Below are 21767 nucleotides of genomic sequence, written 5' to 3' on the forward strand. Positions count from 1 at the left end.
CGTACCGGTCAGGCGGTGAAGCTGATCCGGCGGCGGCGGGCCATCAGGAAGAGCGCGCCACCGGCGGCGAGCAGCAGGGCAGCGGCGGCGGCCAGGCCACCGGCGGCGGCGCCGGTCACCGGCAGACCTCCGCCGGTGCCGCCGTCGCACTCCGCCGGCCGTTCCCAGGCGATGGGGTCGCCCTCGGTGCCGTCGGCCAGCGAGGGCGTCACGACCAGGCCGTCGAAGGTGGCGAAGGAGACGTGGTCGACCTCGCCGGGCTTGACGCTCAGCGTCTTCGCCTCGCCCCGGTTGGGGGTGAGCACCACGGTCATCGCCGCACCGTCGGCGGGGATCTCCAGCTGGAAGACCATCTCGTCGCAGGTGTGGATCAGGGTGTCGATCGGTTCACCCGGCGCGGGCGTGCCGGTCGGTTCGGGGCCCGGGGTGCCGGTCGGCTCCGGGGTGGCGGTCGGTTCGGGAGTGGGCGTCGGCTCCGGGGTGGTGGAGGCGGTCGGGCTCGGTGTCGGCGACTCGCTGGGGCTCTCGCTCGGCGTCGGGCTGGCGCTCGGGGACGAGGGGCTCGGCGTCGGGGACTTGGTCGGCTTGGGGTGCTTCGGCTTGCACCAGCCGCGGTGTTCGATCTTGTGCCCGTTCGTGTGGTGCGGGTTCCGGTCGGTGGCGGCGGCGGCGCCTGCGGTCAGCGCCACGCCGGACACACCGATGAGCAGCGCGACGGCGACGGCCGCGGTGCGCTGCATCGAGGACTTGAGACGGTTCACGTCTACTCCACTGGACGAGGGATCAATGATCGTTCAGGTGCGCTGTGGGCCGTCGAAGGGATTGTGCAGCTCGGCGGGCTTGCCGCCCGCCGGCACGTCGGCCGCACCGCGAGCCACCATATCGATGAACAGGCATGACTTTCAGGTTCCTGAAAGGAAGGCGATACCTATCCGTGATCTTTCGTCACTGCCTGTTGTGATCAGCTGACCCAGCTGTCGTGAACTCGTCCTTGCCGGTCACGGTCGCCCGCCGATGGGCGACCGGCAAAAAGGTGAGGGCGTGCCGACCGGAGTCGGCACGCCCTCGTGTCACTTCAGGCGATCAGGTGCGATCAGGCGGTGAAGCGGACCCGGCGACGACGGGCCATGATGAACAGCGCGGCGCCGGCGGCGAGCAGCACGGCGGCGCCGGCGGCGATGCCGCCCGCGGCCGCGCCGGTCACCGGCAGGCCACCACCGCTGCCGGCGTCACAGTCTTCCGGCTGCTCCCAGGCGATCCCGTCGAGGTTCTCGCTCTCGCTCGGCGCGGCGGCGATCGACGCGGCGTGCGCCGGGTCCGAGAAGGACGGGGTGACGACCAGGCCCTCGGAGGCGGGGAACGAGACAGTCTTGCTCTCGCCCGGCGCGACGGTCAGGGTCTGCGCCTCGCCGACGTTCGGGGTGAGCACGAAGCTGAGCGTGCCGTACTCGCTGCCCTCCGGGTTGTCGATACCGAAGATCATCTCGTCACAGGTGTGCTCGAGAGTGAAGACCGGCTCGGCCGGCGGCAGCGGGTCGGTCGGCGGCACGGTCGGCGCCGGCTCGGACGGAGTCGGGTCCGTCGTCGGCTCGGTCTCGGTGGGGGTCGGCTCCGGGGTCGGCTCCGTGGTGGGCTCGGTCTCGGTGGGGGTCGGCTCCGGGGTCGGCTCCGTGGTGGGCTCCGGGGTCGGCTCGGTCGTCGGCTCCGGGGTCGGCGTCGACGTCGGGGTCGGCGTCGGCGTCGGCTTCGGGGCGCAGGTGCCGGCGCTCTTGGCCTTGACCGTGCGCGCCTCCTTGTAGGTCTTCTTGTCGTACTTCCACTGGGCCTCGACGGTCAGCGAACCGCTGGCGCTGCTACGAGTCTCGGTGCCGCCGAGGTAGCCCTCGCCGCGCGCCGGAAGGGTCGCGCCGACCACGATCTGGCCCACGCCGTTCGGCTGGACCCGGGTGACGGTGGCGGCGACCCGCTCGCTGTTGCCGACGGTCCAGGTGTACTCGTACGCGTACGTCGGGTTGCCCTTGCGGTCTTCGCCGATCTTGGTCTTGCAGTAGGTGCCGGAGATCTCCGGGTGGTGGGCGGCGGCGGGGGCGGCGGTCAGCGCCACGCCGGCCATTCCGATCACGGCGCCGGTCGCGGCCAGGGCCACGCTTCGCCGGATCGAGAGCTTGGGACGATTCACGTCTACTCCACGTGATAGGGATTCGATGTATTACCGGTCGACAGCCTGTCAGGGCCAGAAAAGCGGCAATTCGGCTGCCATTTGCCCGAATGAGATCGGCGTCGACCCGTACAGCGCCAGACATTAGCGATCGGGTCGTTTCTTTAGCCAGCCCACAGGAACCAGATGCCGATCCGTGATTTTTGGTGGTCGCTCGGTAATCGGGCGGTCGCGCGCGGTGGATCATCGAGCGGTGCCGTGATGTCGTTGAGTGACGGTGTCGCAGCGGTGTCGCAATTCATCTCGTCCGCGCGGAGTGAACAGTGTGGACAAGCAATCGAAAGATTCGCCGATCGGAGGAGAGCGCATCACCCGGGCGGCTGACCGTGCGCGCCGAGGCCGGTTCTGAGCTGCGGCGAGTCCAATGTGCCGCGCCGTGCGGGGGGTTGGCGCGCGGTCGGCTGTGGATGAGTGAGTTGCGCGTCGAGATTGATTTGGCCGGCCGAATGATTGACCTACGGAAATAGTTGCAGGCGGGTGAAGTGAAATTCGGCCGACTGCCATCTCTTTGCTTTGTCAAATTCCATCGCCGTGCCGGCCTGCTGATGTCGGGAGTCAGCGGGTAAAGGGTTCGTGGGTTCGGTGGCATATCCCTCCGTCATGCGGCCGGATCCGCTCGGCCCGGTGTCGGTAGGTGGGCCGCGGCTGGTGCCGACCCGCGGTGCGTACTCTCGGAGCGTGACTGTGACCAGGGGCCCGCGATGACCAGGATCGTGGCCGGCGCCTACGGCGGGCGGCGCATCGCCACCCCGGCGGGCTCCGGCACCCGCCCCACCTCGGACCGGGTCCGCGAGGCGCTCTTCAGCGCCGTCGGGTCGCATCTCGACCTGGACGGCGCCCGCGTGGCCGACCTCTACGCCGGCTCCGGCGCGGTCGGTCTGGAGGCGCTCTCCCGGGGTGCCGCGCACGTGCTGCTGGTCGAGTCCGACCCGCGCGCCGCACGCGTCATACGGGAGAACATCGCCACCCTGCGGGCCGCACCCGCCGCCCGGCTGGCCACCGCCCGCGTCGCGCAGGTGCTCGCCGCCGGACCCGACGGCGACCCGTACGACATGGTCTTCGCCGACCCCCCGTACGCCGTCCCCGACACCGAGATCACCGACCTGCTCACCACCCTGGTCACCGGTGGCTGGCTGGCCGAGGAGGCGCTGGTGGTCGTCGAGCGTTCCCGCCGCACCCGCGACTTCCAGTGGGTGGAGGGCATCACCGGGCTGCGCAGCAGGCGTTACGGGGAGGCAACTCTTTGGTACGGTCGCCGATCATGAGACGTGCGGTCTGTCCCGGCTCCTTCGATCCGGTCACCAACGGTCACCTCGACATCATCGGCCGGGCCAGTCGGCTCTTCGACGAGGTGGTCGTCGGAGTGCTGATCAACCAGTCCAAGACCGGCCTGTTCACCATCGAGGAGCGCATCGAGATGCTCCGTGAGGTGACGGCGCGATTCGGCAACGTCCGGGTGGAGTCCTTCCGCGGCCTGCTGGTGGACTTCTGCCGCGCCCAGGAGGCAGCGGTGCTGGTCAAGGGGCTGCGAGCGGTCAGCGACTTCGACTACGAGCTGCAGATGGCCCAGATGAACCTGGGCCTGGCGTCCGTCGAGACCCTCTTCATGCCGACGAACCCGCAGTACTCCTTCATCTCGTCCAGCCTCATCAAGGACGTCGCCAAGTGGGGCGGCGACATCTCCGCGCACGTGCCGGAGCTTGTGCACACCGCACTGCGGCAGCGCCTCGTACCGCCTGCCGGCTGACCGCGTCGGAGCCGACGACGCGCCGCAGGAGCCGGGGATCATCCGGACGCCGGTCGCGAACCGCATCATTGGGGGAGCAGTATTGCGGCCCGACCCCGCATGATGGAGGTCGGCCGACCGAACGACAGGAGTGGTGTACCGGTGGACCCGCTCGACCGCATCGACGAGCTGATCGGCATTCTGGAGACGGCGCGTTCCGTCCCGATGTCGCGCAACAACTGCATGGTCGACCGCGGCGAGATGATCGCCGCCCTCGACGAGCTGCGCGTGGAACTCCCCGCGGACCTGCGCCGGGCCTCGGCCCTGCTGGAGGAGCGCGACAAGATCATGGAGGCCGGCAAGCGCGAGGCCGACCGGATCATCACCGAGGCGGAGGCCGAGCACGCCCGCCTGGTCTCGGTCAACGAGATCACTGTCTCGGCCGAGCACGAGGGGGCGCGGATCGTCGCCGAGGCCCGGGCCGAGGCTCAGCGGCTGCGCACCGAGGTCGACGACTACGTCGACACGGCGCTGGCCAACTTCGAGCAGTTCCTCACCCGGGCGCTCGCCTCGATCGAGCGGGGCCGCGACAAGATGCACGCGCTGCGCGAGATCGGCACGTTCGGCGGCGACGAGGCGGATCGTCCGCTGCCGTTCTGAGTCCGATGGCCCCGGTCACGGGACCGATCGGTACCGTATGTGGTGGCCGGCAACCCCGATTCGACGGTCCGGACCTGGTCCGGGTAACCTGATTCGTCGGCCCTCTCACAGGCCGGAGTCTGACTATGCCCAAACACTCGTCAAGCCAACTCGATCCCAAGGCGCCGCTGGTCCTCGACACGAGGGAACTGCCGCGTCGCCCTGGTGCGTTGCGTACGGTCCAGCGGGTGGTGCCGGCACCGGCGGACCTCGGCCTGGAGTTGATCAGCGTGCCGGAGGGCGCGGACCTGAGCCTCGATCTGAGGCTCGAGTCGGTGTCCGAGGGTGTGCTCGTCTCGGGGACCGTCTCCGGCGCTGTCCGGGGCGAGTGCGGGCGGTGCCTCCGCCCGATCGACGACTCGATCACGGTGGACATCCAGGAGCTGTACGCGTACGAGAACAGCACCACGGATGCCACCACCGACGAGGACGAGATAGGCCGAATGCAGGGTGACCTGCTCGACCTTGAGCCGGCCTTGCGGGACGCGGTGGTGCTCAAGCTGCCGACCAACCCGCTCTGCCGGCAGGACTGCCCAGGGTTGTGCCCCGAATGTGGGGTGCACGGGGATGATCTGCCGGCTGACCACAGCCATGACGAGATCGACCCACGCTGGGCGAGCCTGTCGAAACTGACCAGTCAAGAGGAGTAAGAACCGTGGCCGTCCCGAAGCGCAAGATGTCGCGCAGCAACACCCGGTCCCGCCGGGCGAACTGGAAGGCGACGGCGGTCGCGACTGTGGCGTGCCCGCAGTGCAAGTCGCCCAAGCTGCCGCACGCCGCCTGCTCCGTCTGCGGCACGTACAACGGCCGTCAGGTCCTCGAGGTCTGACGCGGACGCCAAGTGACGTCGCCGTCGACCTCCGGTCGGGCGGCGCGCACGTCCCGGCTGCTGTCCGGTGCGCCGGCCCCCGCCGGCCCCGATCGGGTTCCTCCGATCGGCGGCGAGGGGCCGGGCGCCGCCCGGATCGCCGTCGACCTCCTCGGCGGGGACAATGCTCCCGCCGTAGTGGTTGACGGCGCTCTGCAGGCGCTGCGCGCAGATCCCGACCTCCACCTGCTGCTCGTGGGCCCTCCCGAGGCCACCCACGGGCTCTTCGCCATGCTCGGCGTGGCCGAACGCCACCGGGTCACCGTGCGGCCGGTCCAGCACGGCATCCGGATGGCCGACGACCCACGGGGCGCGGCCCGTCCCGGCAACACCGTCCGCGCCGCCGTGGCCGCCGTCGGCTCCGGCGAGGCCGACGCTTTCGTCTCCGCCGGCTCCACCGGCGCCTCCGTCACGGCCGCGGCCCTCGAACTGGGCCGCTGGCCGCAGGTACGCCACCCCGCGCTGGTCGCCACCGTGCCGGCCGTCGACGGTCCCGTGGTGCTGCTCGACGTGGGCGGCTCGATGGAGCCGCGGCCGGCCGCGCTGGCCCACCACGCCCTGCTCGGCTCGGCCTTCGCCGCTGTCGGCCACGGCGTTGCCGGCCCGCGCGTCGGACTGCTCTCGGTCGGCACCGAAACGGGCAAGGGCGACCCCGCCCGCCGCGCCGCCGACCCCCTGCTCTCCGCCCTCACCCTGCCCCGCGACGGCCGGTACGTCGGCCTCGTCGAGGGCTACGACGTCTGCGTCGGCGGCCGCGCCGACGTGGTCGTCACCGACGGCTTCACCGGCAACGTGCTGCTCAAAGCCATCGAGGGCGCGTACGCCATGGCCGGTGGTCCCCCCGCGTACGGCAGCGCGCCCCGAGCCGCGGCGCTGCTCGGTGTCGGCGGCACCGCCGTCGTCTGCCACGGCGCGGCCACCGCCGCCGATGTCGCCTCCGGCATCGCCCTCGCCGCCCACCTGCACCGCAGGCGGGCCGTGCCTGTCATCTCCGGCCTGCTGGCCGAACTCATCGGATCGCAAGAGGTAACCGCATGACCATCGACAAGCGGCGCCGGGTGCACGTGAGCCACCTCGAGGACGCCTTTGGGGTGACGATCGACCCCGAGCTGCTCGAGCGGGCGCTGACCCACCGCTCCTACGCCTACGAGAACGGCGGGCTGCCCACCAACGAGCGGCTGGAGTTCCTCGGCGACTCGGTGCTCGGCGTGGTGATCACCACCGCGCTCTTCCTCAACCACCCCGACCTGCCCGAGGGGCAGCTGGCGAAGCTGCGGGCCAGCGTTGTCAACATGCGCGCGCTCGCCGAGGTCGCCCGCGGGCTCGGGCCGGACGGGCTGGGGGCGTACCTGCTGCTCGGCAAGGGCGAGGAGACCACCGGCGGGCGGGACAAGGCGAGCATCCTCGCCGACACCCTGGAGGCGCTGATCGGCGCGATCTACCTCCAGTACGGCCTGGACACCACCGCGAAGGCGATCCACAAGCTCTTCGACCCGTTGATGGCGGAGTCGGCGAACCGGGGCGCCTCGCTGGACTGGAAGACCAGCCTGCAGGAGCTGACCGCGGCCCGGGGCCTCGGCGTGCCGGAGTACCGCATCGACCAGGAGGGCCCGGACCATCTGAAGACCTTCACCGCCTGGGTGATCGTCGCGGGGGTCCGCTACGGCGGGGCCGAGGGGCGCAGCAAGAAGGAGGCCGAGCAGCGGGCGGCCGAGGCGGCCTGGCGTACGCTCGCCGGCCCGGCCGGTGAGGGCGCGGCCGGAACCGACCGGAACACGACCACCGCGGGCGCCCCGGACCCCGCAGGCGCATCCGACGCCGTCGTCGCATCGGACTCCGATGTCGTGTCGGACCCCGGTGTCGTGCCGACCACCGATGTCGTCTCCGTCGCCGGTGTCGCTCCGGACCCCGGCGTCGTCTCCGTCGCCGGCATCGGGCCGGAGAACGACAGCGGTGATCCGGCACCGGCCGGACAGGTGCCGGGGGCGGGCTCCGCCGGTGCCTGAGCTGCCCGAGGTGGAGACGGTCCGGCAGGGCCTGGCCCAGTGGGTCGTCGACCGCCGGATCGCCCGCGTCGAGGTCCGGCACCCGCGCGCCGTACGGCGTCACCTGCCCGGCCCGGCGCACTTCGCGGCGGCCCTCGCCGGACGCACCATCACCGACGTACGGCGCCGGGGCAAGTATCTCTGGCTGCCGCTGGACAGCGGCGACGCCGTCATCGGCCACCTTGGCATGTCCGGTCAGCTGCTGCTGCAACCGCCGCAGACACCCGATGAGAAGCACCTGCGGGTCCGGTTCGGCTTCGACGACGACGGGCCGGAGCTGCGCTTCGTCGACCAGCGGACCTTCGGCGGGCTGATGCTCTCCGAAGGCGGCGCGGAGCTGCCGGCGGAGATCGCCCACATCGCGCGGGACCCGATGGATCCGCTCTTCTCCGATGCGGCCTTCGCCGCGGGGCTGCGGCGACGGCGTACCGAGGTGAAGCGCGCCCTGCTGGATCAGACCCTGATCTCCGGGGTCGGCAACATCTACGCCGACGAGGCGCTCTGGCGTGCCCGGCTGCACGGCAACCGGGCCACCGACACCCTGACCGGGCCGGCGGCGCAGCGCCTGCTCGGCCACGTCCGGGACGTCCTCGGCGAGGCGATCACCGCCGGCGGGACCAGCTTCGACGCGCTCTATGTCAACGTCAACGGCGAGAGTGGCTACTTCGACCGGGCGCTGAACGTCTACGGCCGCGAGGGGGAGCCCTGCGGCCGGTGCGGTGCGCCGATCCGACGCGAGGCGTTCATGAACCGCTCCTCGTTCAGCTGCCCCCGCTGCCAGCCCCGGCCCCGCCCTCGCACCGCCTGAGACCGCCCCGCACCGTCCGATCCGGCCCCTGCATCGGCCCGGCCTGCCCCGCACCGTCCGGCCTCCCGGCACTGTCCGACCTCGTCGCGGTGCCGCTGGCAGGCGGTGGAGTTCACGCGATCGGGCAGGGGTCCCGCCAGGCGTCCAGGGAGCGGTTCTTGCGCATCGAGGAGAATCCGTAGCCGAGGCCGGTCACGCAGAAGTCGGTCGGCGCCCGGTCGTACTCGACGTGCAGCACCGGCTTGCCGGCCTCGGTGAAGGGCAGCAGCTTCGCGCAGCGCCGCAGCCGTACGCACTCCTGGGTGACGGCGAAGTCGAAGTCGGGGGCGAGCGCGGCCACCTGGTCGAGGTTGTCGACCATGCCGGGAGAGAGGCCCACCGACCGGGTCAGCTCCGCCACCCGCCGGTTGAACCGGATCTGGTCGTCGTAGGTCAGCCGGAACCCCGAACGGTGCGCGTAGCCGTCCATACCGGTCAGGGCCGCCGCGTGGAACCGCTTGCCGCGGCAGAGCCGCAGCCGGTCGGCGATGATCGGCTCCAGGATCTCCCACTGCCGTACGTCCACCCACCGGGCGCCGTCGTCTCCGATGCCGCGGCCGCGTACCGATGCCGGGAAACGGTCGGCGTCCGGGTCGGCGCTCGAGTAGGTCCCGGCACTGACCTGGCAGATCAGCCGGCGGTCCCGGGCGCGCAGCAGCCCGGTCTCGGCCGAGGTGGTCGCCACCGGGTCGAGCAGGAACACGGCGGCGGCGGCGTCGGTGTCGAGCGCGCCGGTCGCCTGCCACTGCCACAGCCAGGGCCCGGCGGTGAAGTGACCGGGATCGTTGATCGGGACCGGCTCGATGCGGCAGGCCGCCACACCCGTCAGCAGGATCACCAGCAGAACGGCCGACAGGTGGCGCCTGCCGCGCCGGGGCGGCCGCGACCGGATCCCCATCGGCGGCTCCCGCTGGCGTGGACGACGTTGACGTCCCGGGCGACGGCACGCGGCGGCCGGGCGTACCCGTTACAACGAGTACGCCCGGCCGGTCGACGCGGGTGCGCAGGTCAGGACGTGGCGAAGACCTGGGTCCAGTAGAGGGATCCGCCGCCCTCGGCGACACCGACACCGAGGTGCCGGTACGTGCAGTTGAGGATGTTCCGCCGGTGACCGGGGCTGTTCATCCAGCCCTGCATGACCTCGGCGTGGGTCCGGTAGCCCATCGCGACGTTCTCGGCGACCGCACGCCAGGTGTAGCCGGCCCGGGTGACCCGGGTGCCGACGTTGCTGCCGTCGCTGCCCTCGTGCGCCATGTTCCGGTGCGCGGCCTGGTCTTCGCTGTGCCGCTGGGCGGCGGTGGTGAGTCTGCTGTGCGCGCTCAGGTTGCCGCAGCCTGCCTTGGCCCGTTCGGCGTTGACCAGCGTGAGAATCTGCCGGCGCTCGTCGGCGTGGTCGTCGCCGGAGCCACCGGTGGTCGTGGCGGCCGGCGGCGCCGACGAGGTGCTCGGGGCGGGCGCGGTGGTGGTGCGGGCCGGCCGGGGAGCAGGGCTGCCGGTCGGGCGGGGACTCTTGCTCGTCCGCGGCGTGGGCGACGCCGACGGGGTGGGGCTGGCCGCGGCGTCCGTGTTTGCGTCCGGGGCGACGGCGGAGGCGTCGGCGAGGTCCAGGACCGCGACCTGCGAGGTGTCGCGGTCACCGGACCTCGGGGTCCCGGTGCGGGGCGCCAGGGTCACGCCGGCTGCGATCAGCACGGTCAGCGTGGCCGCGGCCACCGTGCCGACCAGCAGTGGCCGGGACAGCCGGCGCGTCAGGCGGTGCCGGCCCCGGCCGTGGGGCTCCTCGGTGTCGCGGCGAGAGGCGGGCCGCGCCGGGTCGTGACGGGGCGGCTGGGGGCGTGCGGGTTGCGGCCGGGGAGCCGGGCGGGCCTGGGCGCCGCGCAGGAACGCCAGGTAGTCCTCGTCCGAGGATCCGGGTTCATCGCGCTTGTTGCGATCGCGCACGGCGTTCGCCTCCTGTGCTGCCTGGGCCGGGGCAAGGTGACGCTATGTGCCGCCGACAGAGCGGGCAAATCGCCTAAGCAAGAGTTAAGGCAGACATCGGGCGGGGATGACCGGACCCAACGGCCGCAGTCGATGATCTCCGGACGAAACGCCGACTTGACGAATGGCGGTTAACGGCTCAATATGTAGGAGTCGCCAGTCGCGCCCCATCATGCCCGTGTCCAGTTTGCGGGAGATAGCCGCGAACGATTGGGCGCGCGTTGGCCGGCCTTTCCGGCAGCGCATCAAGAGGAGACAACATGGCGAAGGCCCTCTATGGCCACGTCGGGGTGGCGTCCGATCGGCGTCTCGTCGACGAGGTCACCCGGCTGCGTGCCACCGTGCAGGCACTGGAATTCGAGATCACCCGGTTGCGTGCCGACAATGATCGGCTCGCGGCGGCCGCGGCTGAGGCGGACGAACTGCTCCGGCTCGCTGAGCCCGCACTGACCTGACCGTCGTACCGACCGTTGTGGCGCCGATTCCGTCGGCGCCCACCGGTCGACAACTGAATCCCTTTTTCACCAATAGCGCGCCGATCACATCGTGACGGCGCGCATTTGTTTGTCCGCGACCGCCGCGTCGGGCGAATAGGGCCGAAGATGGGAGTGCTTCCCACCTCAGCGGGTGGGTCGCGTCCTGACCTCGCGTCCGCTTCGCGCTAGTCTGCGCAGGACCGAGTCCCTCCAGCTCACACAGCCCGGCCAGCCGACGGGCGAGGATCGAGACGGTGCATCTCAAGAGTCTGACGGTGAAGGGGTTCAAGTCCTTCGCCTCCGCGACGACGTTCAAGCTCGAGCCGGGGATCACCTGCGTGGTCGGTCCGAACGGCTCCGGCAAGTCCAACGTCGTCGACGCCATCGCCTGGGTCCTCGGCGAGCAGGGCGCCAAGGCGCTGCGCGGCGGCAAGATGGAGGACGTCATCTTCGCCGGCACCGCCGGCCGGGCGCCGCTGGGGCGCGCCGAGGTCACCCTCACCATCGACAACACCGACGGCGCCCTGCCGATCGACTACACCGAGGTCTCCATCACCCGCCGGATGTTCCGCTCCGGCGAGAGTGAGTACGAGATCAACGGTGACTCCTGCCGGCTGCTCGACATCCAGGAACTGCTCTCCGACTCCGGCATCGGCCGGGAGATGCACATCATCGTCGGCCAGGGGCGCCTGGACGGGATGCTGCACGCCAAGCCCGAGGACCGCCGCGCCTTCATCGAGGAGGCGGCCGGCGTCCTGAAGCACCGCAAGCGCAAGGAAAAGGCGCTGCGCAAGCTCGACGCGATGCAGACCAACCTCAACCGGCTGACCGACCTCACCGCCGAGCTGCGCCGCCAGCTCAAGCCGCTGGGCCGCCAGGCCGAGGTGGCCCGGCGCGCCGCCGCCATCCAGGCCAACCTGCGCGACGCCCGGCTGCGGCTGCTCGCCGACGACCTCGCCACCCTGCGCACCACGCTGGACAAGGAGATCGCCGACGAGACCGCGCTGCGGCAGCGCCGCGAGGAGGTCGAAGCCACCCACGGCGAGGTCCAGGGCCGCCTCACCGAGTTGGAGGCCGCGCTCGCCGAGGACGCGCCGCGGCTGGCCGCCGCCCAGGACACCTGGTACAAGCTCTCCGCCCTGCAGGAGCGCTTCCGCTCCACCGAGCAGCTGGCCCGGGAGCGGCTGCGCCACCTCAGCGCCGTGCCCGACGACGAACGTCCCGGCCGCGACCCGGAGCAGCTGCTCGCCGAGTCGGAGAAGGTGCGCGAGCAGGAGGAGGAGCTGCGCGCCGCGCTCACCGACGACCAGGTGCACCTCGCTGAGGCCGTCGAGCACCGTCAGGAGCTGGAGCGGCAGCTCGCCGCCGCCGAGCGGGAACTGGTCGCCGCCGCCAAGGCCATCGCCGACCGCCGGGAGGGACTTGCCCGGCTCACCGGAAAGGTCAACTCCGCGCGAGCGCGTACCGGCAGCGGCGGTGAGGAGATCGAGCGGCTCACCGTCGCCCACGCCGACGCCGCAGCCCGGGCCGAGGTGGCGCAGGCCGACCTCGACGCGGTCGCCGCCGAGTCGACCGAGGCCGACCGGGACAACGCCGACCTCGACGCCCGGCACGCCGAGGCCGTCGCCGCACAGGAACGGGCCGCCGCCCGCGTACGGGAACTCTCCGACGCCGAACGCAAGGCGGAGAAGGAGGCGGCGACCTGGGCGGCGCGCGAGGAGGCGCTCTCCATGGGGCTGCAGCGCGCCGACGGCGCCGGGGCGCTGCTCTCCCGGGCCGGGGAGGTTCCGGGTCTGATCGGCGCCCTGGCCGGTGTGCTCACCGTCGCCCCCGGCCACGAGGCGGCGCTCGCCGCCGCGCTCGGTGCTCTGGCCGACGCCGTCGCGGTCACCGGGATCGACGAGGCCGCCGAGGCGATGCGGCTGCTGAAGATCAACGACGCCGGCCGGGCCAGCATCCTGATCGGCGGCGCGTCGGCGCCGGGGATGCGCGGCTCGCTCGACTCGCTGCGCCCGGCGCTGCCCGACGGCGCGCACTGGGGACCCGACCTGGTGCAGTGCCCGCAGGAGCTGGCCCCGGCGGTGCACTGGGCGCTGCGCGACGTGGTCCTGGTCGGCGACCTCAAGGCCGCGACCGCCCTGGTCGCCGGCAACCCGCAACTGCGGGCGGTCACCCCCGACGGCGATGTCGTCGGCGCGTACGCCGCCGCGGGTGGCTCCGCCAAGGCGCCCAGCTTCATCGAGGTGCAGGCCGCGGTCGAGGAGGCCCGCGGCAACCGGGTCACCGCCGAACAGACCAGCGCCGAGCTGCGCGAACAGCTGGCCGAGGCCCGCGCCGACGTGGCCGAGCGCAAAGAGGCCGTCGCGGTCGCCGCCGCCGCAAAGCGGCAGGCCGAGGGGCAGCGCAACGCCGCCGCCCGCCGGCTGGCCGAGCTGGGGGCCGCCGCCCGCTCGGCCCGCGCGGAGACCGACCGGCTGGCCCAGTCGCTGGCGCGCGCCACCGCCGCCCGCGAGGAGGACCTGCTCACGCTCGCCGAGCTGGAGGAGCGGCTGCGGCTGGCCGAGGAGACACCGATTGACGCCGAGCCCTCCACCGAGGAGCGCGACCAGCTCGCCGCGATGGTGCCACGGGCCCGGCAGAACGAGATGGAGGTCCGGCTGGCGGTGCGCACCGCCGAGGAGCGGGTCGCCTCCATCGCCGGGCGCGCGGACTCACTGGCGCGCCAGGCCGCCGCCGAACGGGCAGCCAGGGAACGCGCCGCCGCCCGGCGCGCAGCCCGTACCCGGGGTGCGGCCATTGCCCGCGCGGTCGCGTCCGGCGCCCGGGAGGTGCTGACCCGGCTGTCGGTCTCGCTCGTCGAAGCCGAGCGGCAGCGCGACGAGGTGGCCCGGGAACGGGCGGGCCGCGAGGCGGAACTCCAGGAGGTGCGCAGCGCGGCGAAACGCCTCGGCGGTGAGCTGGAACGCCTCACCGGCCAGGTGCACCGCGACGAGGTCGCCCGCGCCGAGCAGCGGCTGCGCATCGAGCAGCTGGAGGCCAAGGCCGCCGAGGACTTCGGGCTGGACGTGGCGACCCTCATCGGCGAGTACGGCCCGCAGCAGCCGGTGCCGCCGACCGAGGCCGAGGTCGCCCTCGCCGCCGCCGACGGCAAGCCGGTGCCGGAACCCAGGCCGTACGACCGGGCGGCGCAGGAGAAACGGGCCGCGAAGGCGGAGCGGGAACTGACTCTGCTCGGCAAGGTGAACCCGCTGGCGCTGGAGGAGTTCGCCGCGCTGGAGGAGCGCTTCAAGTTCCTCTCCGAGCAGCTCGAGGACCTCAAGGCCACCCGCAAGGACCTGCTCACCGTCGTCAAGGACGTCGACGAGCGGATCCTGGAGGTCTTCGCCAGCGCGTACGCCGACACCGCCCGCGAATTCGAGCAGGTCTTCTCGGTGCTCTTCCCCGGCGGTGAGGGGCGGCTGGTGCTCACCGAGCCCGACGACATGCTCACCACCGGCGTGGAGGTGGAGGCCCGGCCGCCCGGCAAGAAGATCAAGCGGCTCTCGCTGCTCTCCGGCGGCGAGCGTTCGCTGACCGCGGTGGCGATGCTGGTGGCGATCTTCCGGGCCCGCCCCAGCCCTTTCTACATCATGGACGAGGTCGAGGCCGCTCTCGACGACGTCAACCTGGGACGGCTGATCACTCTGATGGCGCAGCTGCGCGAGAAGAGCCAGCTGATCGTCATCACGCACCAGAAGCGGACCATGGAGATCGCCGACGCGCTCTACGGCGTGACCATGCGCAACGGCGTCACCCAGGTCATCAGCCAGCGGCTCAACAGGGACGAGGAAGACTGAACATGGCCCGGCAACGTGCGACAGCGCTGCTGATCGATTTGGACGGCGTACTGCGGGTCTGGGACCCGGAACCCACCGCGGAGGTGGAGCGCGCCTACGAGCTGCCGGCGGGGTTGCTGGGGGCGACCGCGATGCGCTGGGGCCGGCTCAAGCCGGTGCTCGCTGGGGAGGTCTCGCACGCCGACTGGCTCGCGGGCGTGGCCGAGGAGCTGGCCGAGGCGGCCGGCGGCGCCGACCGGGCCCGGGCCGCGGTGGCGCAGTGGCAGCAGTACCGGGGCGAGATCGACCCGCAGGTGCTCGACCTCGTACGCGAGGTCCGTGCCGCCGGGCTGCGGGTGGGACTCGCCACCAACGCCACCGACCTGCTCGACGCCGACCTGGCCGCGCTCAAGCTCGTCGGCGAGGTCGACGTCGTGCTCAACTCCTCCGTGCTGGGCGAGGTCAAGCCGTCGAAGGAGTTCTTCGCCGCGGCCTGCCAGGCGCTGGGGACCCTCCCGGACCGGGTGCTCTTCGTCGACGACGAGGACCGGATGGTGCGCGGCGCGCGGGTGGCCGGGCTGTCGGCGTACCGGTGGGACGGTCCGGCGGGGCTGCGCTACGTACGCGCGGCGCTGGAGCTGCCGGCCGGCTGACCGGAAGGCCCCCGCGCCCTATAGCCCGGTGGTGCCGTCGATGCGTTCGCGGATGAGGTCGGCGTGGCCGTTGTGCCGGGCGTACTCCTCGATCATGTGCAGGTAGACCCAGCGCAGGCTCATCTCCCGGTTCCCCCGGTTGCGGGCCGGGAAGGTCGCCTCCAGCGGCAGTCCGGCCACCGCCGCATCGGCCTTCGCGACCTCGTCGGCGAAGGTCGCGAAGTCCGCCTCGGCGTCGGCCTGAGTGACGTCGAACTCGCCGTCCGGGTTCTCCTCGGTGACGTAGAGCTCCGGGAGTTCCTGGCGGGCGGCGTTCTCCCGGAACCACCAGCGCTCGACCTCGGCCATGTGCCGGACCAGGCCGAGCAGGGTCAGCGGCGAGGGTTCCACGGCGGCGGTGGTGAGCTGGTCGGCGGTGAGGCCGGCGCAGATGCCGAGCAGCGTGTTGCGGTGCCAGTCGAGCCAGCCCTGCAGCATGGCGCGCTCGTCGCCGGTGACGGGTTCAGACTCGCGGGGCGCCGGGGGTGCGATCCATGTCATGCCGGCATTGTTGTCGATCTCCCCGGTCGTGGCAAACGGAATTAGCTGCCGCAGCGCCCGCCCGCCGCGCCCGCCCGCCGCGCCCGTCCGCGGCGGTCACCGTTCGGTGGCGTTGAGCCGGGAGAGCAGACGGGCGAAGACGGCAAGGTCCTCGCGAGCCCAGCTCGCCATGGTCTGCTGGAAGGGCGCCAGCCGCGCCGCCCGGGCCGCGTCGAAGCGGCGCTGCCCCTCCGGGCTGAGACTGAGCAGGGCGGCCCGCCGGTCGCTCGGGTCCGGTTGCCGGTCCACCAGTCCGAGCTGCTCCAGCGCCTGGACCTGCCGGCTGAGCGTGCCCTTGCTGATGCCGGTCAGCTCGGCCAGGTCGGTGAGCCGGGTCGAGCCGCGCCGGCGCAGCCAGAGGAGCAGGCCGTAGCTGTTCGGCTCCAGGTTCGGATGTACGTCGCGGGCGATCTCCCAGGAGACCGTGCGGCCCAGCCGCAGCATCGCCATCAGCTCATGGTCGACGGTCCTGAGCAGTTCACGGAAGTCGTCGTCCATTTGATCAAGGGTACGCGACCTCAGCGGCTCGTCCCGGTCAACGGCGTCTGCACCACCTTGTGGAGCGTGCCGTCGGAGGTCGTCCCCTCGATCGTCACCTGGGCGCTGGCGCCGGTGTGCAGCAGCGTGCCGACCGCGTTGCCGAAGTACGGCCCGCCCAGCTTGCGCCAGCGCACCGAGGTGCGGGGCACGCCGGCCGACCGGGCCAGTCCGCGCACCGCCGCGCTCGGCAGCCGGGCCCAGCCCAGCCGCATCACCGGCCGCAGGCCCGGCGGCACCTGGTTGTGGATGGGGGAGCAGGTCAACTGGTGCACCGGTGTCTGCACCTGGCCGTCGAGGAACCGGGCGCGGGCGACGTACGAGTGGTGCACGTCGCCGGAGAGCACGCTGATCGACGCGGGCGCCGGGTACGCGGGCCCGGCCCCGATCCGGTCGCCGGACACACTCCTCGGGCCGCTGCCGATGCGGCGCAGCAGGGCAGCCAGCGCCTCGAAGGAGCGGTTGAACGCCGCCCAGTGCTCCAGGTCCAGCAGCCGCCGCAGCCGCTCGGAGAGGTCGGCGGTGATCCGGTGCGGGGAGGCGGCCAGGCGCTCGTTCCAGGCTTCGGTGTGGTGGATTCCCGGCGGCATCAGCCACGGCAGCGACGAGCCGATCACCAGGTGCGTGTACTCGCCGTGAGCCTGGTCCAGGAACCAGGACCACTCGCCCGGCGGCAGCATCGCCCGGTGGGCCGGTTCGAGGACGCGGCTGCACCGGTTGTCCAGCATCACCAGCCGGGTCGCGCCGACGTCGAGGGAGTAGCTCCACTGGTACTGCACGGCGCGCCAGCGTTCGGTGTCGTGGGCGTGGTCGGACTCGGTGTCGACCCGGGCGCCGAACTCGCGCAGCACGCTGGTGGCGTCCTGTTCGGCCATCACCTTCGCGTAGACCGGGTCGGCTTCGATCTCGTCCGGGGAGAGGTTGCCCAGGTGCTGGTAGACCCAGTACGAGGCGAGGCCGCTGGCGATCCGCTCGGCCCACCAGGGCTGGGCGCGCATGTCGGCCCGCCAGGATGCGGAGGTGTTCCAGTCGTCGATGATCTCGTGATCGTCGAAGATCATCACCGAGGGGCAGGTGGAGAGCAGCCAGCGCACCTCCGGGTCGCGCCAGGACTCCAGGTAGAGCTTGGTGTACTCGTCGTAGGTGACGACCTGGGTGCTCGGCGCGTCCTTCGGGCGCCGCCGGCGCCGGCGCAGCAGCTTGCGTACCTGCGGGGATGTCACGTCGGCGTAGACCTGGTCGCCGAGGAGCACCAGCAGATCCGGCGCCTCGTCGGTCGAGCCGTTTCGCATCAGCCGGCGCGAGTAGGCGTCGAGCGCGTCCGGCGGGAGCTTGCGGGCCGGGGCCTGCGGGGTCGCCTCCCGGCAGGAGCCGAAGACCAGCCGGACCGGTTGGTCGCGGTCGTCGGCGAGGCGGGTGCGGATCACGCTCGGCGGAAACTCGTCGCCGGGCAGCGGCCAGACCCGCTCCTCGTCGAGGAAGACCTCGTACGTCGTGGCGCTGCCCGCTGTGAGACCTCTCACCACCACGATGGCGTAGTGGTGGTCGAAGGCGGTGAAGGTGCGGGCGCTGCCGGCCGCGCCGTCTGCGGTGCGCACGTGCACCACCGTCGGGGCGCTCGTCTCGACCCAGACGGTCGCGCTGGTGCCCACGATGCGTCGCAGCAGGGGACCGACGAGCAACCGTGCAGACGACATGAGGGGCCTTTCGCGGGGGAGGGGACCCCATCATTTCTACCCTGCCCGCGATCGGAGCACTCCTCGCCGGGCCGTGGCCATGATCATTACGGCGGGCGCGGGGCGCGGTGCCTGGGACGGCCGGGCGATCGTCTGACAGGATTTCGTCATGGCTGACTTCCTCGTCATCGGTTTGGTCCTGCTGGGCGTGCTGATCCTGACCGCCCTCGGGCTGCTCGCGCCCCGGCTCAAGTGGCGCTGGGAACCCCCGTCGCCCGGCGAGGTCGTGACCCCGCCGCCGCGCGAGGTCACCGAGCCCGGGACGCAGGCGCCACCGGCCGAGGAGATCACCACCGGCGTCATCGTCGAGGAACCGCCGGTCGTCGCGCCCGAGCCGGTGCTGGAGACCCCGGAGCCGACCGCCGGCCGGCTGGTCCGGCTGCGCTCCCGGCTGTCGAGGTCGCAGAACGTCTTCGGCAAGGGGCTGCTCGGCCTGCTCTCCCGCGACCACCTCGACGAGGACGCCTGGGAGGAGATCGAAGACAGCCTGATCACCGCCGACGTCGGCGTCGACGCCACCCGGGAGATCGTCGACAACCTGCGCGAGCGGGTCCGCGTGCTCGGCACCCGGTCCCCGGCGGATCTGCGCGCCCTGCTCACCGCCGAACTCGTCGCCGCCCTCGACCCGGAGCTGGACCGGTCGCTGAACACCTCCACCACCACCGGCAAGCCCGCGGTGATGCTCGTCGTCGGCGTCAACGGCGCCGGCAAGACCACCACCTGCGGCAAGGTCGCGCGGGTGCTGGTCGCCGACGGGCGCAGCGTCGTGCTCGGCGCCGCCGACACGTTCCGCGCCGCCGCGGCCGACCAGCTCGCCACCTGGGGCGGCCGGGTCGGTGCCGAGGTCGTCCGCGGGCTGGAGGGCGCCGACCCGGCCAGCGTGGCGTTCGACGCCGTCAAACGGGGTATCGATGCCGGGGTGGACACCGTGCTGATCGACACCGCCGGCCGGCTGCAGAACAAGATCGGCCTGATGGACGAGCTGGGCAAGGTCAAGCGGGTCGTCGAGAAGCACGGCCCGGTCGACGAGACGCTGCTGATCCTGGACGCCACCACCGGGCAGAACGGCCTGGAGCAGGCCCGGGTCTTCACCGAGGTCGTCGACGTCACCGGCGTGGTGCTCACCAAGCTCGACGGCACCGCCAAGGGTGGCATCGTCATCGCCGTACAACGCAAGCTCGGCATCCCGGTCAAGCTGGTCGGCCTCGGCGAGGGCCCGGACGACCTGGCGCCTTTCGACCCGGCCCAGTTCGCCGAGGCGCTCGTCGGCTCGGACCCGACGGCCTGACCGAGGTGACCGACCTTGAGCCGGCACGTCCGGGGAGGCATCGCGTGAGCACACAGGAGATCCCGCTGCACGGCGGCAACGTCAGCACCGTGGTGCGGGTCGGCGACACCGTCCGGCGCAACGCCGGACCGTGGACGCCGTCGGTGCACGCGCTGCTGCGCCACCTGGAGTACGTCGGTTTCACCGGTTCGCCCCGGGCGTTCGGCATGGACGAGCGCAACCGCGAGGTGCTGTCGTACCTGGAGGGGGAGTGCGGCGACTATCCGCTCGCCCCGCACTGGGTCACCGACGAGGCGCTGGTCACCGTCGCCACCATGCTGCGCATGTTCCACGACGCGCAGTACGGCTTCACGCCGCCGCCGAACGCGGTCTGGCGTTCCTTCGGGCCGCCGCCGCCGGACGCCGAGGTCATCTGTCACCACGACGCCGCCCCGCACAACGTCATCTGGCGCCCCGACGGCACCCTCGGCCTGATCGACTTCGACCTCGCCTCGCCGGGCGCGCGCATCTACGACGTGGCGTACGCGGCCTGGACCTGGGTGCCGATCTTCTCCGACCGGGACTCGTACACCCTGGGCTGGACCCGGCCGGACCGGGCCCGGCGGCTGCGGCTCTTCGCCGACGCGTACGGGCTGATCCCGCGCGACCGGCGGCGGCTGGTACGCACCATCCGCAAGCGCATCGTCGACCACGTCGAGGGGATCCGGCGGATGGCGGCGGCCGGGGAGCCGGCGTTCGTGCGAATCGTGCACCGCGGCCACCTGCGCCGCCCGATGCGCGACCTGCGGGTCCTCGACTACGAGCGCAACCTCCTGGAGTACGCCCTGCACTGACGCGGCCCGGCCGTCGGCTGGGTCATATCCGGGGTACGCGGCGCGGGTCATATCCGGGGTACGCGGCCCGTTCGGGTCATATCCGGGGTAGGGGTGTCCGCGGATCGGCGAGCGGGTCGGCCAGTCGGACGATCTCGCGGAGTTCGGCGTACCAGTCGGGGTCGATCTCGGCGGCGAGCCGGCTGACGGTGGCCGCGAACGCGCGGGTCTCCGCCGGGGTCCAGGGCCGTCGCCGCTCCGCGTCGATCGTGGCCGCGGTGCCGGCCGGGCTCTGGCCGCCGGGTCCGTCGAGACGGTTGACGTGCAGCCGGTGGTTGCCGCGCCGGTGGACACCGACCACGTCGACGATCCCGTCCCGGTCGATCACCTCGGCGGCCTGGCGCACTCCTGCGTACGAGGTGTCGTGGTTGCTCTGTGCGGTGAGCCGGCCCTGCCCGAGCTCGCGCAGCTGGCAGTGGTAGCGGTGGATGATGCCGAGGCGGCTCAGCGCCTCGGGCACCGCGAGGATCACGGCCTCGACGCGGTAGCCGGCCGTCCGGAACAGCGCGGCGGGCTCCAGGAAGTCCCCGGGATCGCGCATTGTCGTCTCGACGATGGTGTCGACGCGCCGGTCGATGAGGTACCGCTCGGCGGCGGCCATCCACCGGCGCCCGTCCGTGCTGGTGTACGGCGCGGCGTTGCGGTCGTCGGTGCGCAGCAGCCGGCGGTACCGCGGGTGGTAGGGCTTGTAGAAGTCGGAGTTGACCACGATCGCGCCCCCGCGCCGGTCCACGGCCCGCTTGACCGACTCGGTCGTCATGGTCTTGCCCGCGCCCGGTTGCCCGGCCACGAAGACCACCACCGGACTCTCCTGAGGGACCCCGTGCGCGAGCTCCTCCGGGGTGATCTCGTCGCGGAAGATGCGGCGCGACTGCTCGTCGGCGAGCAGGGAGGAATCCGCGTCGACGGGCCCCGGCGGTCCCGCCTGCCGATCGAACTGCTCGGCCAGCGCCCGGTAGCGCCGGGTTGCGTGCGCGACCGCTGCGTGATCGGCGGGTCGCAGCTGGTCGCGAGCGGCGATGCACCGCATGCGCAGGGCGGTCAACTCCGCCACCGCGGCGTCGTCGCCCTGCCGCCGGGCGGTGACGCCCAGCGGCGTGATCGCGGCCACCGCCTGGCTGACCGCCTCGACGGCGACCTCGTAGGCGATCGAAGCGTCCGAATCCCACTCGAACCGGTCCGGGTCGGCTGCCACTGACTCTCCCGTCACGGCTCGCACCTCCTCTCCTGGGGCTGCGCCAACGGGGACCGTGCCGGGCATCCGCGCCATGATCCAGATTTCTGCATGTATCGCAGTGTGGGTGGTTGCGGCAAGGCCGGTGCTCGTCCGCTGAACGGGCCGGGTGTGCCGCCGTTCGTCCGACCGGCCCTGGGTCGAGTGACCGAGCGGCCGCGCGGCGTCACACGTCGGAAACAAATGGTGACGTG

The 21767-nt window shown here is 72.2% G+C and carries 20 protein-coding genes and 1 pseudogene; 13 read left to right on the top strand and 8 right to left on the bottom strand.

Features of this window, described 5'->3' with window-relative positions; translation table 11 throughout:
* Window positions 1–8 precede the first annotated feature (8 nt).
* Together ACK8GG_RS09935 and ACK8GG_RS09940 are read right to left on the bottom strand one after the other, a co-directional pair.
* Window positions 9–761 carry a hypothetical protein gene (locus ACK8GG_RS09935; protein ID WP_440353434.1) on the bottom strand — a complete coding sequence of 251 codons (753 nt, stop codon included), beginning with the start codon at window positions 759–761 and terminating at the stop codon, window positions 9–11.
* A gap of 332 nt (window positions 762–1093) precedes the next feature.
* A complete protein-coding gene (locus ACK8GG_RS09940; RefSeq protein WP_440353435.1) occupies window positions 1094–2179 on the bottom strand; it encodes a cell wall anchor protein in 1086 nt (361 codons plus the stop codon).
* A gap of 740 nt (window positions 2180–2919) precedes the next feature.
* On the opposite strand from ACK8GG_RS09940, the gene rsmD reads away from it, so the two are divergent.
* From rsmD to mutM, 8 genes and pseudogenes are all read left to right on the top strand, one after another.
* Window positions 2920–3483: a 16S rRNA (guanine(966)-N(2))-methyltransferase RsmD gene (gene rsmD / locus ACK8GG_RS09945; RefSeq protein WP_440356137.1), complete on the top strand. Its 564-nt coding sequence runs from the start codon at window positions 2920–2922 to the stop codon at window positions 3481–3483.
* The gene (gene coaD / locus ACK8GG_RS09950) at window positions 3480–3965 is read left to right on the top strand and encodes a pantetheine-phosphate adenylyltransferase (protein WP_440356138.1); all 486 of its coding nucleotides are present in this window, start codon (window positions 3480–3482) and stop codon (window positions 3963–3965) included. The genes rsmD and coaD overlap by 4 nt, the downstream gene beginning before the upstream one ends.
* A gap of 141 nt (window positions 3966–4106) precedes the next feature.
* Window positions 4107–4604, top strand: coding sequence for an ATP synthase subunit B family protein (locus ACK8GG_RS09955; RefSeq protein WP_440349929.1), 498 nt, complete (start codon window positions 4107–4109; stop codon window positions 4602–4604).
* A gap of 125 nt (window positions 4605–4729) precedes the next feature.
* Window positions 4730–5293, top strand: coding sequence for a YceD family protein (locus tag ACK8GG_RS09960; protein ID WP_440349930.1), 564 nt, complete (start codon window positions 4730–4732; stop codon window positions 5291–5293).
* A gap of 5 nt (window positions 5294–5298) precedes the next feature.
* Window positions 5299–5472: a 50S ribosomal protein L32 gene (gene rpmF / locus ACK8GG_RS09965; protein WP_091591091.1), complete on the top strand. Its 174-nt coding sequence runs from the start codon at window positions 5299–5301 to the stop codon at window positions 5470–5472.
* 105 nt (window positions 5473–5577) lie between these two features.
* A complete protein-coding gene (locus ACK8GG_RS09970) occupies window positions 5578–6549 on the top strand; it encodes a phosphate acyltransferase PlsX (protein WP_440350305.1) in 972 nt (323 codons plus the stop codon).
* A pseudogene (gene rnc / locus ACK8GG_RS09975) lies at window positions 6546–7277 on the top strand (ribonuclease III); the annotation flags it as partial. The gene ACK8GG_RS09970 and the pseudogene rnc, both read left to right, overlap by 4 nt.
* 232 nt (window positions 7278–7509) lie before the next feature.
* Complete coding sequence (gene mutM / locus ACK8GG_RS09980; RefSeq protein WP_440349931.1) at window positions 7510–8364, top strand: bifunctional DNA-formamidopyrimidine glycosylase/DNA-(apurinic or apyrimidinic site) lyase; 855 nt, start codon at window positions 7510–7512, stop codon at window positions 8362–8364.
* Window positions 8365–8476: 112 nt separating this feature from the next.
* On the opposite strand, the gene ACK8GG_RS09985 is transcribed toward mutM, so the two are convergent.
* Window positions 8477–9301 carry an endo alpha-1,4 polygalactosaminidase gene (locus ACK8GG_RS09985; RefSeq protein ID WP_440356139.1) on the bottom strand — a complete coding sequence of 275 codons (825 nt, stop codon included), beginning with the start codon at window positions 9299–9301 and terminating at the stop codon, window positions 8477–8479.
* A gap of 110 nt (window positions 9302–9411) precedes the next feature.
* On the bottom strand, window positions 9412–10344 hold the full coding sequence (locus ACK8GG_RS09990) for a CAP domain-containing protein (protein ID WP_440356140.1): 933 nt from the start codon (window positions 10342–10344) through the stop codon (window positions 9412–9414).
* 299 nt (window positions 10345–10643) lie between these two features.
* On the opposite strand from ACK8GG_RS09990, the gene ACK8GG_RS09995 reads away from it, so the two are divergent.
* The 3 genes from ACK8GG_RS09995 to ACK8GG_RS10005 all read left to right on the top strand — a co-directional run bounded on the left by ACK8GG_RS09995 (window position 10644) and on the right by ACK8GG_RS10005 (window position 15327).
* Complete coding sequence (locus ACK8GG_RS09995; protein ID WP_440349934.1) at window positions 10644–10838, top strand: hypothetical protein; 195 nt, start codon at window positions 10644–10646, stop codon at window positions 10836–10838.
* A gap of 275 nt (window positions 10839–11113) precedes the next feature.
* Entirely contained in the window at window positions 11114–14695 is a 3582-nt protein-coding gene (smc, locus tag ACK8GG_RS10000) for a chromosome segregation protein SMC (RefSeq protein ID WP_440356141.1), read from the top strand.
* Window positions 14696–14697: 2 nt separating this feature from the next.
* Window positions 14698–15327: an HAD-IA family hydrolase gene (locus ACK8GG_RS10005; protein ID WP_440356142.1), complete on the top strand. Its 630-nt coding sequence runs from the start codon at window positions 14698–14700 to the stop codon at window positions 15325–15327.
* A gap of 18 nt (window positions 15328–15345) precedes the next feature.
* On the opposite strand, the gene ACK8GG_RS10010 is transcribed toward ACK8GG_RS10005, so the two are convergent.
* From ACK8GG_RS10010 to ACK8GG_RS10020, 3 genes are all read right to left on the bottom strand, one after another.
* The gene (locus ACK8GG_RS10010; protein WP_440356143.1) at window positions 15346–15867 is read right to left on the bottom strand and encodes a DinB family protein; all 522 of its coding nucleotides are present in this window, start codon (window positions 15865–15867) and stop codon (window positions 15346–15348) included.
* 96 nt (window positions 15868–15963) lie between these two features.
* Window positions 15964–16404 carry a MarR family winged helix-turn-helix transcriptional regulator gene (locus ACK8GG_RS10015; protein WP_440356144.1) on the bottom strand — a complete coding sequence of 147 codons (441 nt, stop codon included), beginning with the start codon at window positions 16402–16404 and terminating at the stop codon, window positions 15964–15966.
* Window positions 16405–16424: 20 nt separating this feature from the next.
* Window positions 16425–18140 carry an alkaline phosphatase D family protein gene (locus ACK8GG_RS10020; RefSeq protein WP_440356145.1) on the bottom strand — a complete coding sequence of 572 codons (1716 nt, stop codon included), beginning with the start codon at window positions 18138–18140 and terminating at the stop codon, window positions 16425–16427.
* Window positions 18141–18288: 148 nt separating this feature from the next.
* Between ACK8GG_RS10020 and ftsY the strand changes: the two genes are divergently transcribed.
* Entirely contained in the window at window positions 18289–19467 is a 1179-nt protein-coding gene (gene ftsY / locus ACK8GG_RS10025) for a signal recognition particle-docking protein FtsY (RefSeq protein WP_440356146.1), read from the top strand.
* Entirely contained in the window at window positions 19464–20300 is an 837-nt protein-coding gene (locus tag ACK8GG_RS10030) for a phosphotransferase (protein WP_440350306.1), read from the top strand. The genes ftsY and ACK8GG_RS10030 overlap by 4 nt, the downstream gene beginning before the upstream one ends.
* 76 nt (window positions 20301–20376) lie before the next feature.
* Here ACK8GG_RS10030 and ACK8GG_RS10035 read toward each other — a convergent pair whose 3' ends face one another.
* Window positions 20377–21549 carry a zeta toxin family protein gene (locus tag ACK8GG_RS10035; protein ID WP_440356147.1) on the bottom strand — a complete coding sequence of 391 codons (1173 nt, stop codon included), beginning with the start codon at window positions 21547–21549 and terminating at the stop codon, window positions 20377–20379.
* Between the last annotated feature and the right edge of the window lie 218 nt (window positions 21550–21767).

This window comes from Melissospora conviva (genome assembly GCF_049523535.1).
GTDB lineage: Bacteria > Actinomycetota > Actinomycetes > Mycobacteriales > Micromonosporaceae > Melissospora > Melissospora conviva.

What these genes read in the sequence shown, in the direction of transcription:
- rsmD (WP_440356137.1), top strand. Translation starts at nt 2,920, where the DNA reads ATGACCAGGATCGTGGCCGGCGCCTACGGCGGGCGGCGCATCGCCACC.
- coaD (WP_440356138.1), top strand. Translation starts at nt 3,480, where the DNA reads ATGAGACGTGCGGTCTGTCCCGGCTCCTTCGATCCGGTCACCAACGGT.
- ACK8GG_RS09960 (WP_440349930.1), top strand. Translation starts at nt 4,730, where the DNA reads ATGCCCAAACACTCGTCAAGCCAACTCGATCCCAAGGCGCCGCTGGTC.
- ACK8GG_RS09985 (WP_440356139.1), bottom strand. Translation starts at nt 9,301, where the DNA reads ATGGGGATCCGGTCGCGGCCGCCCCGGCGCGGCAGGCGCCACCTGTCG.
- ACK8GG_RS09995 (WP_440349934.1), top strand. Translation starts at nt 10,644, where the DNA reads ATGGCGAAGGCCCTCTATGGCCACGTCGGGGTGGCGTCCGATCGGCGT.
- ACK8GG_RS10005 (WP_440356142.1), top strand. Translation starts at nt 14,698, where the DNA reads ATGGCCCGGCAACGTGCGACAGCGCTGCTGATCGATTTGGACGGCGTA.
- ACK8GG_RS10010 (WP_440356143.1), bottom strand. Translation starts at nt 15,867, where the DNA reads ATGACATGGATCGCACCCCCGGCGCCCCGCGAGTCTGAACCCGTCACC.
- ACK8GG_RS10015 (WP_440356144.1), bottom strand. Translation starts at nt 16,404, where the DNA reads ATGGACGACGACTTCCGTGAACTGCTCAGGACCGTCGACCATGAGCTG.
- ACK8GG_RS10020 (WP_440356145.1), bottom strand. Translation starts at nt 18,140, where the DNA reads ATGTCGTCTGCACGGTTGCTCGTCGGTCCCCTGCTGCGACGCATCGTG.
- ftsY (WP_440356146.1), top strand. Translation starts at nt 18,289, where the DNA reads ATGGCTGACTTCCTCGTCATCGGTTTGGTCCTGCTGGGCGTGCTGATC.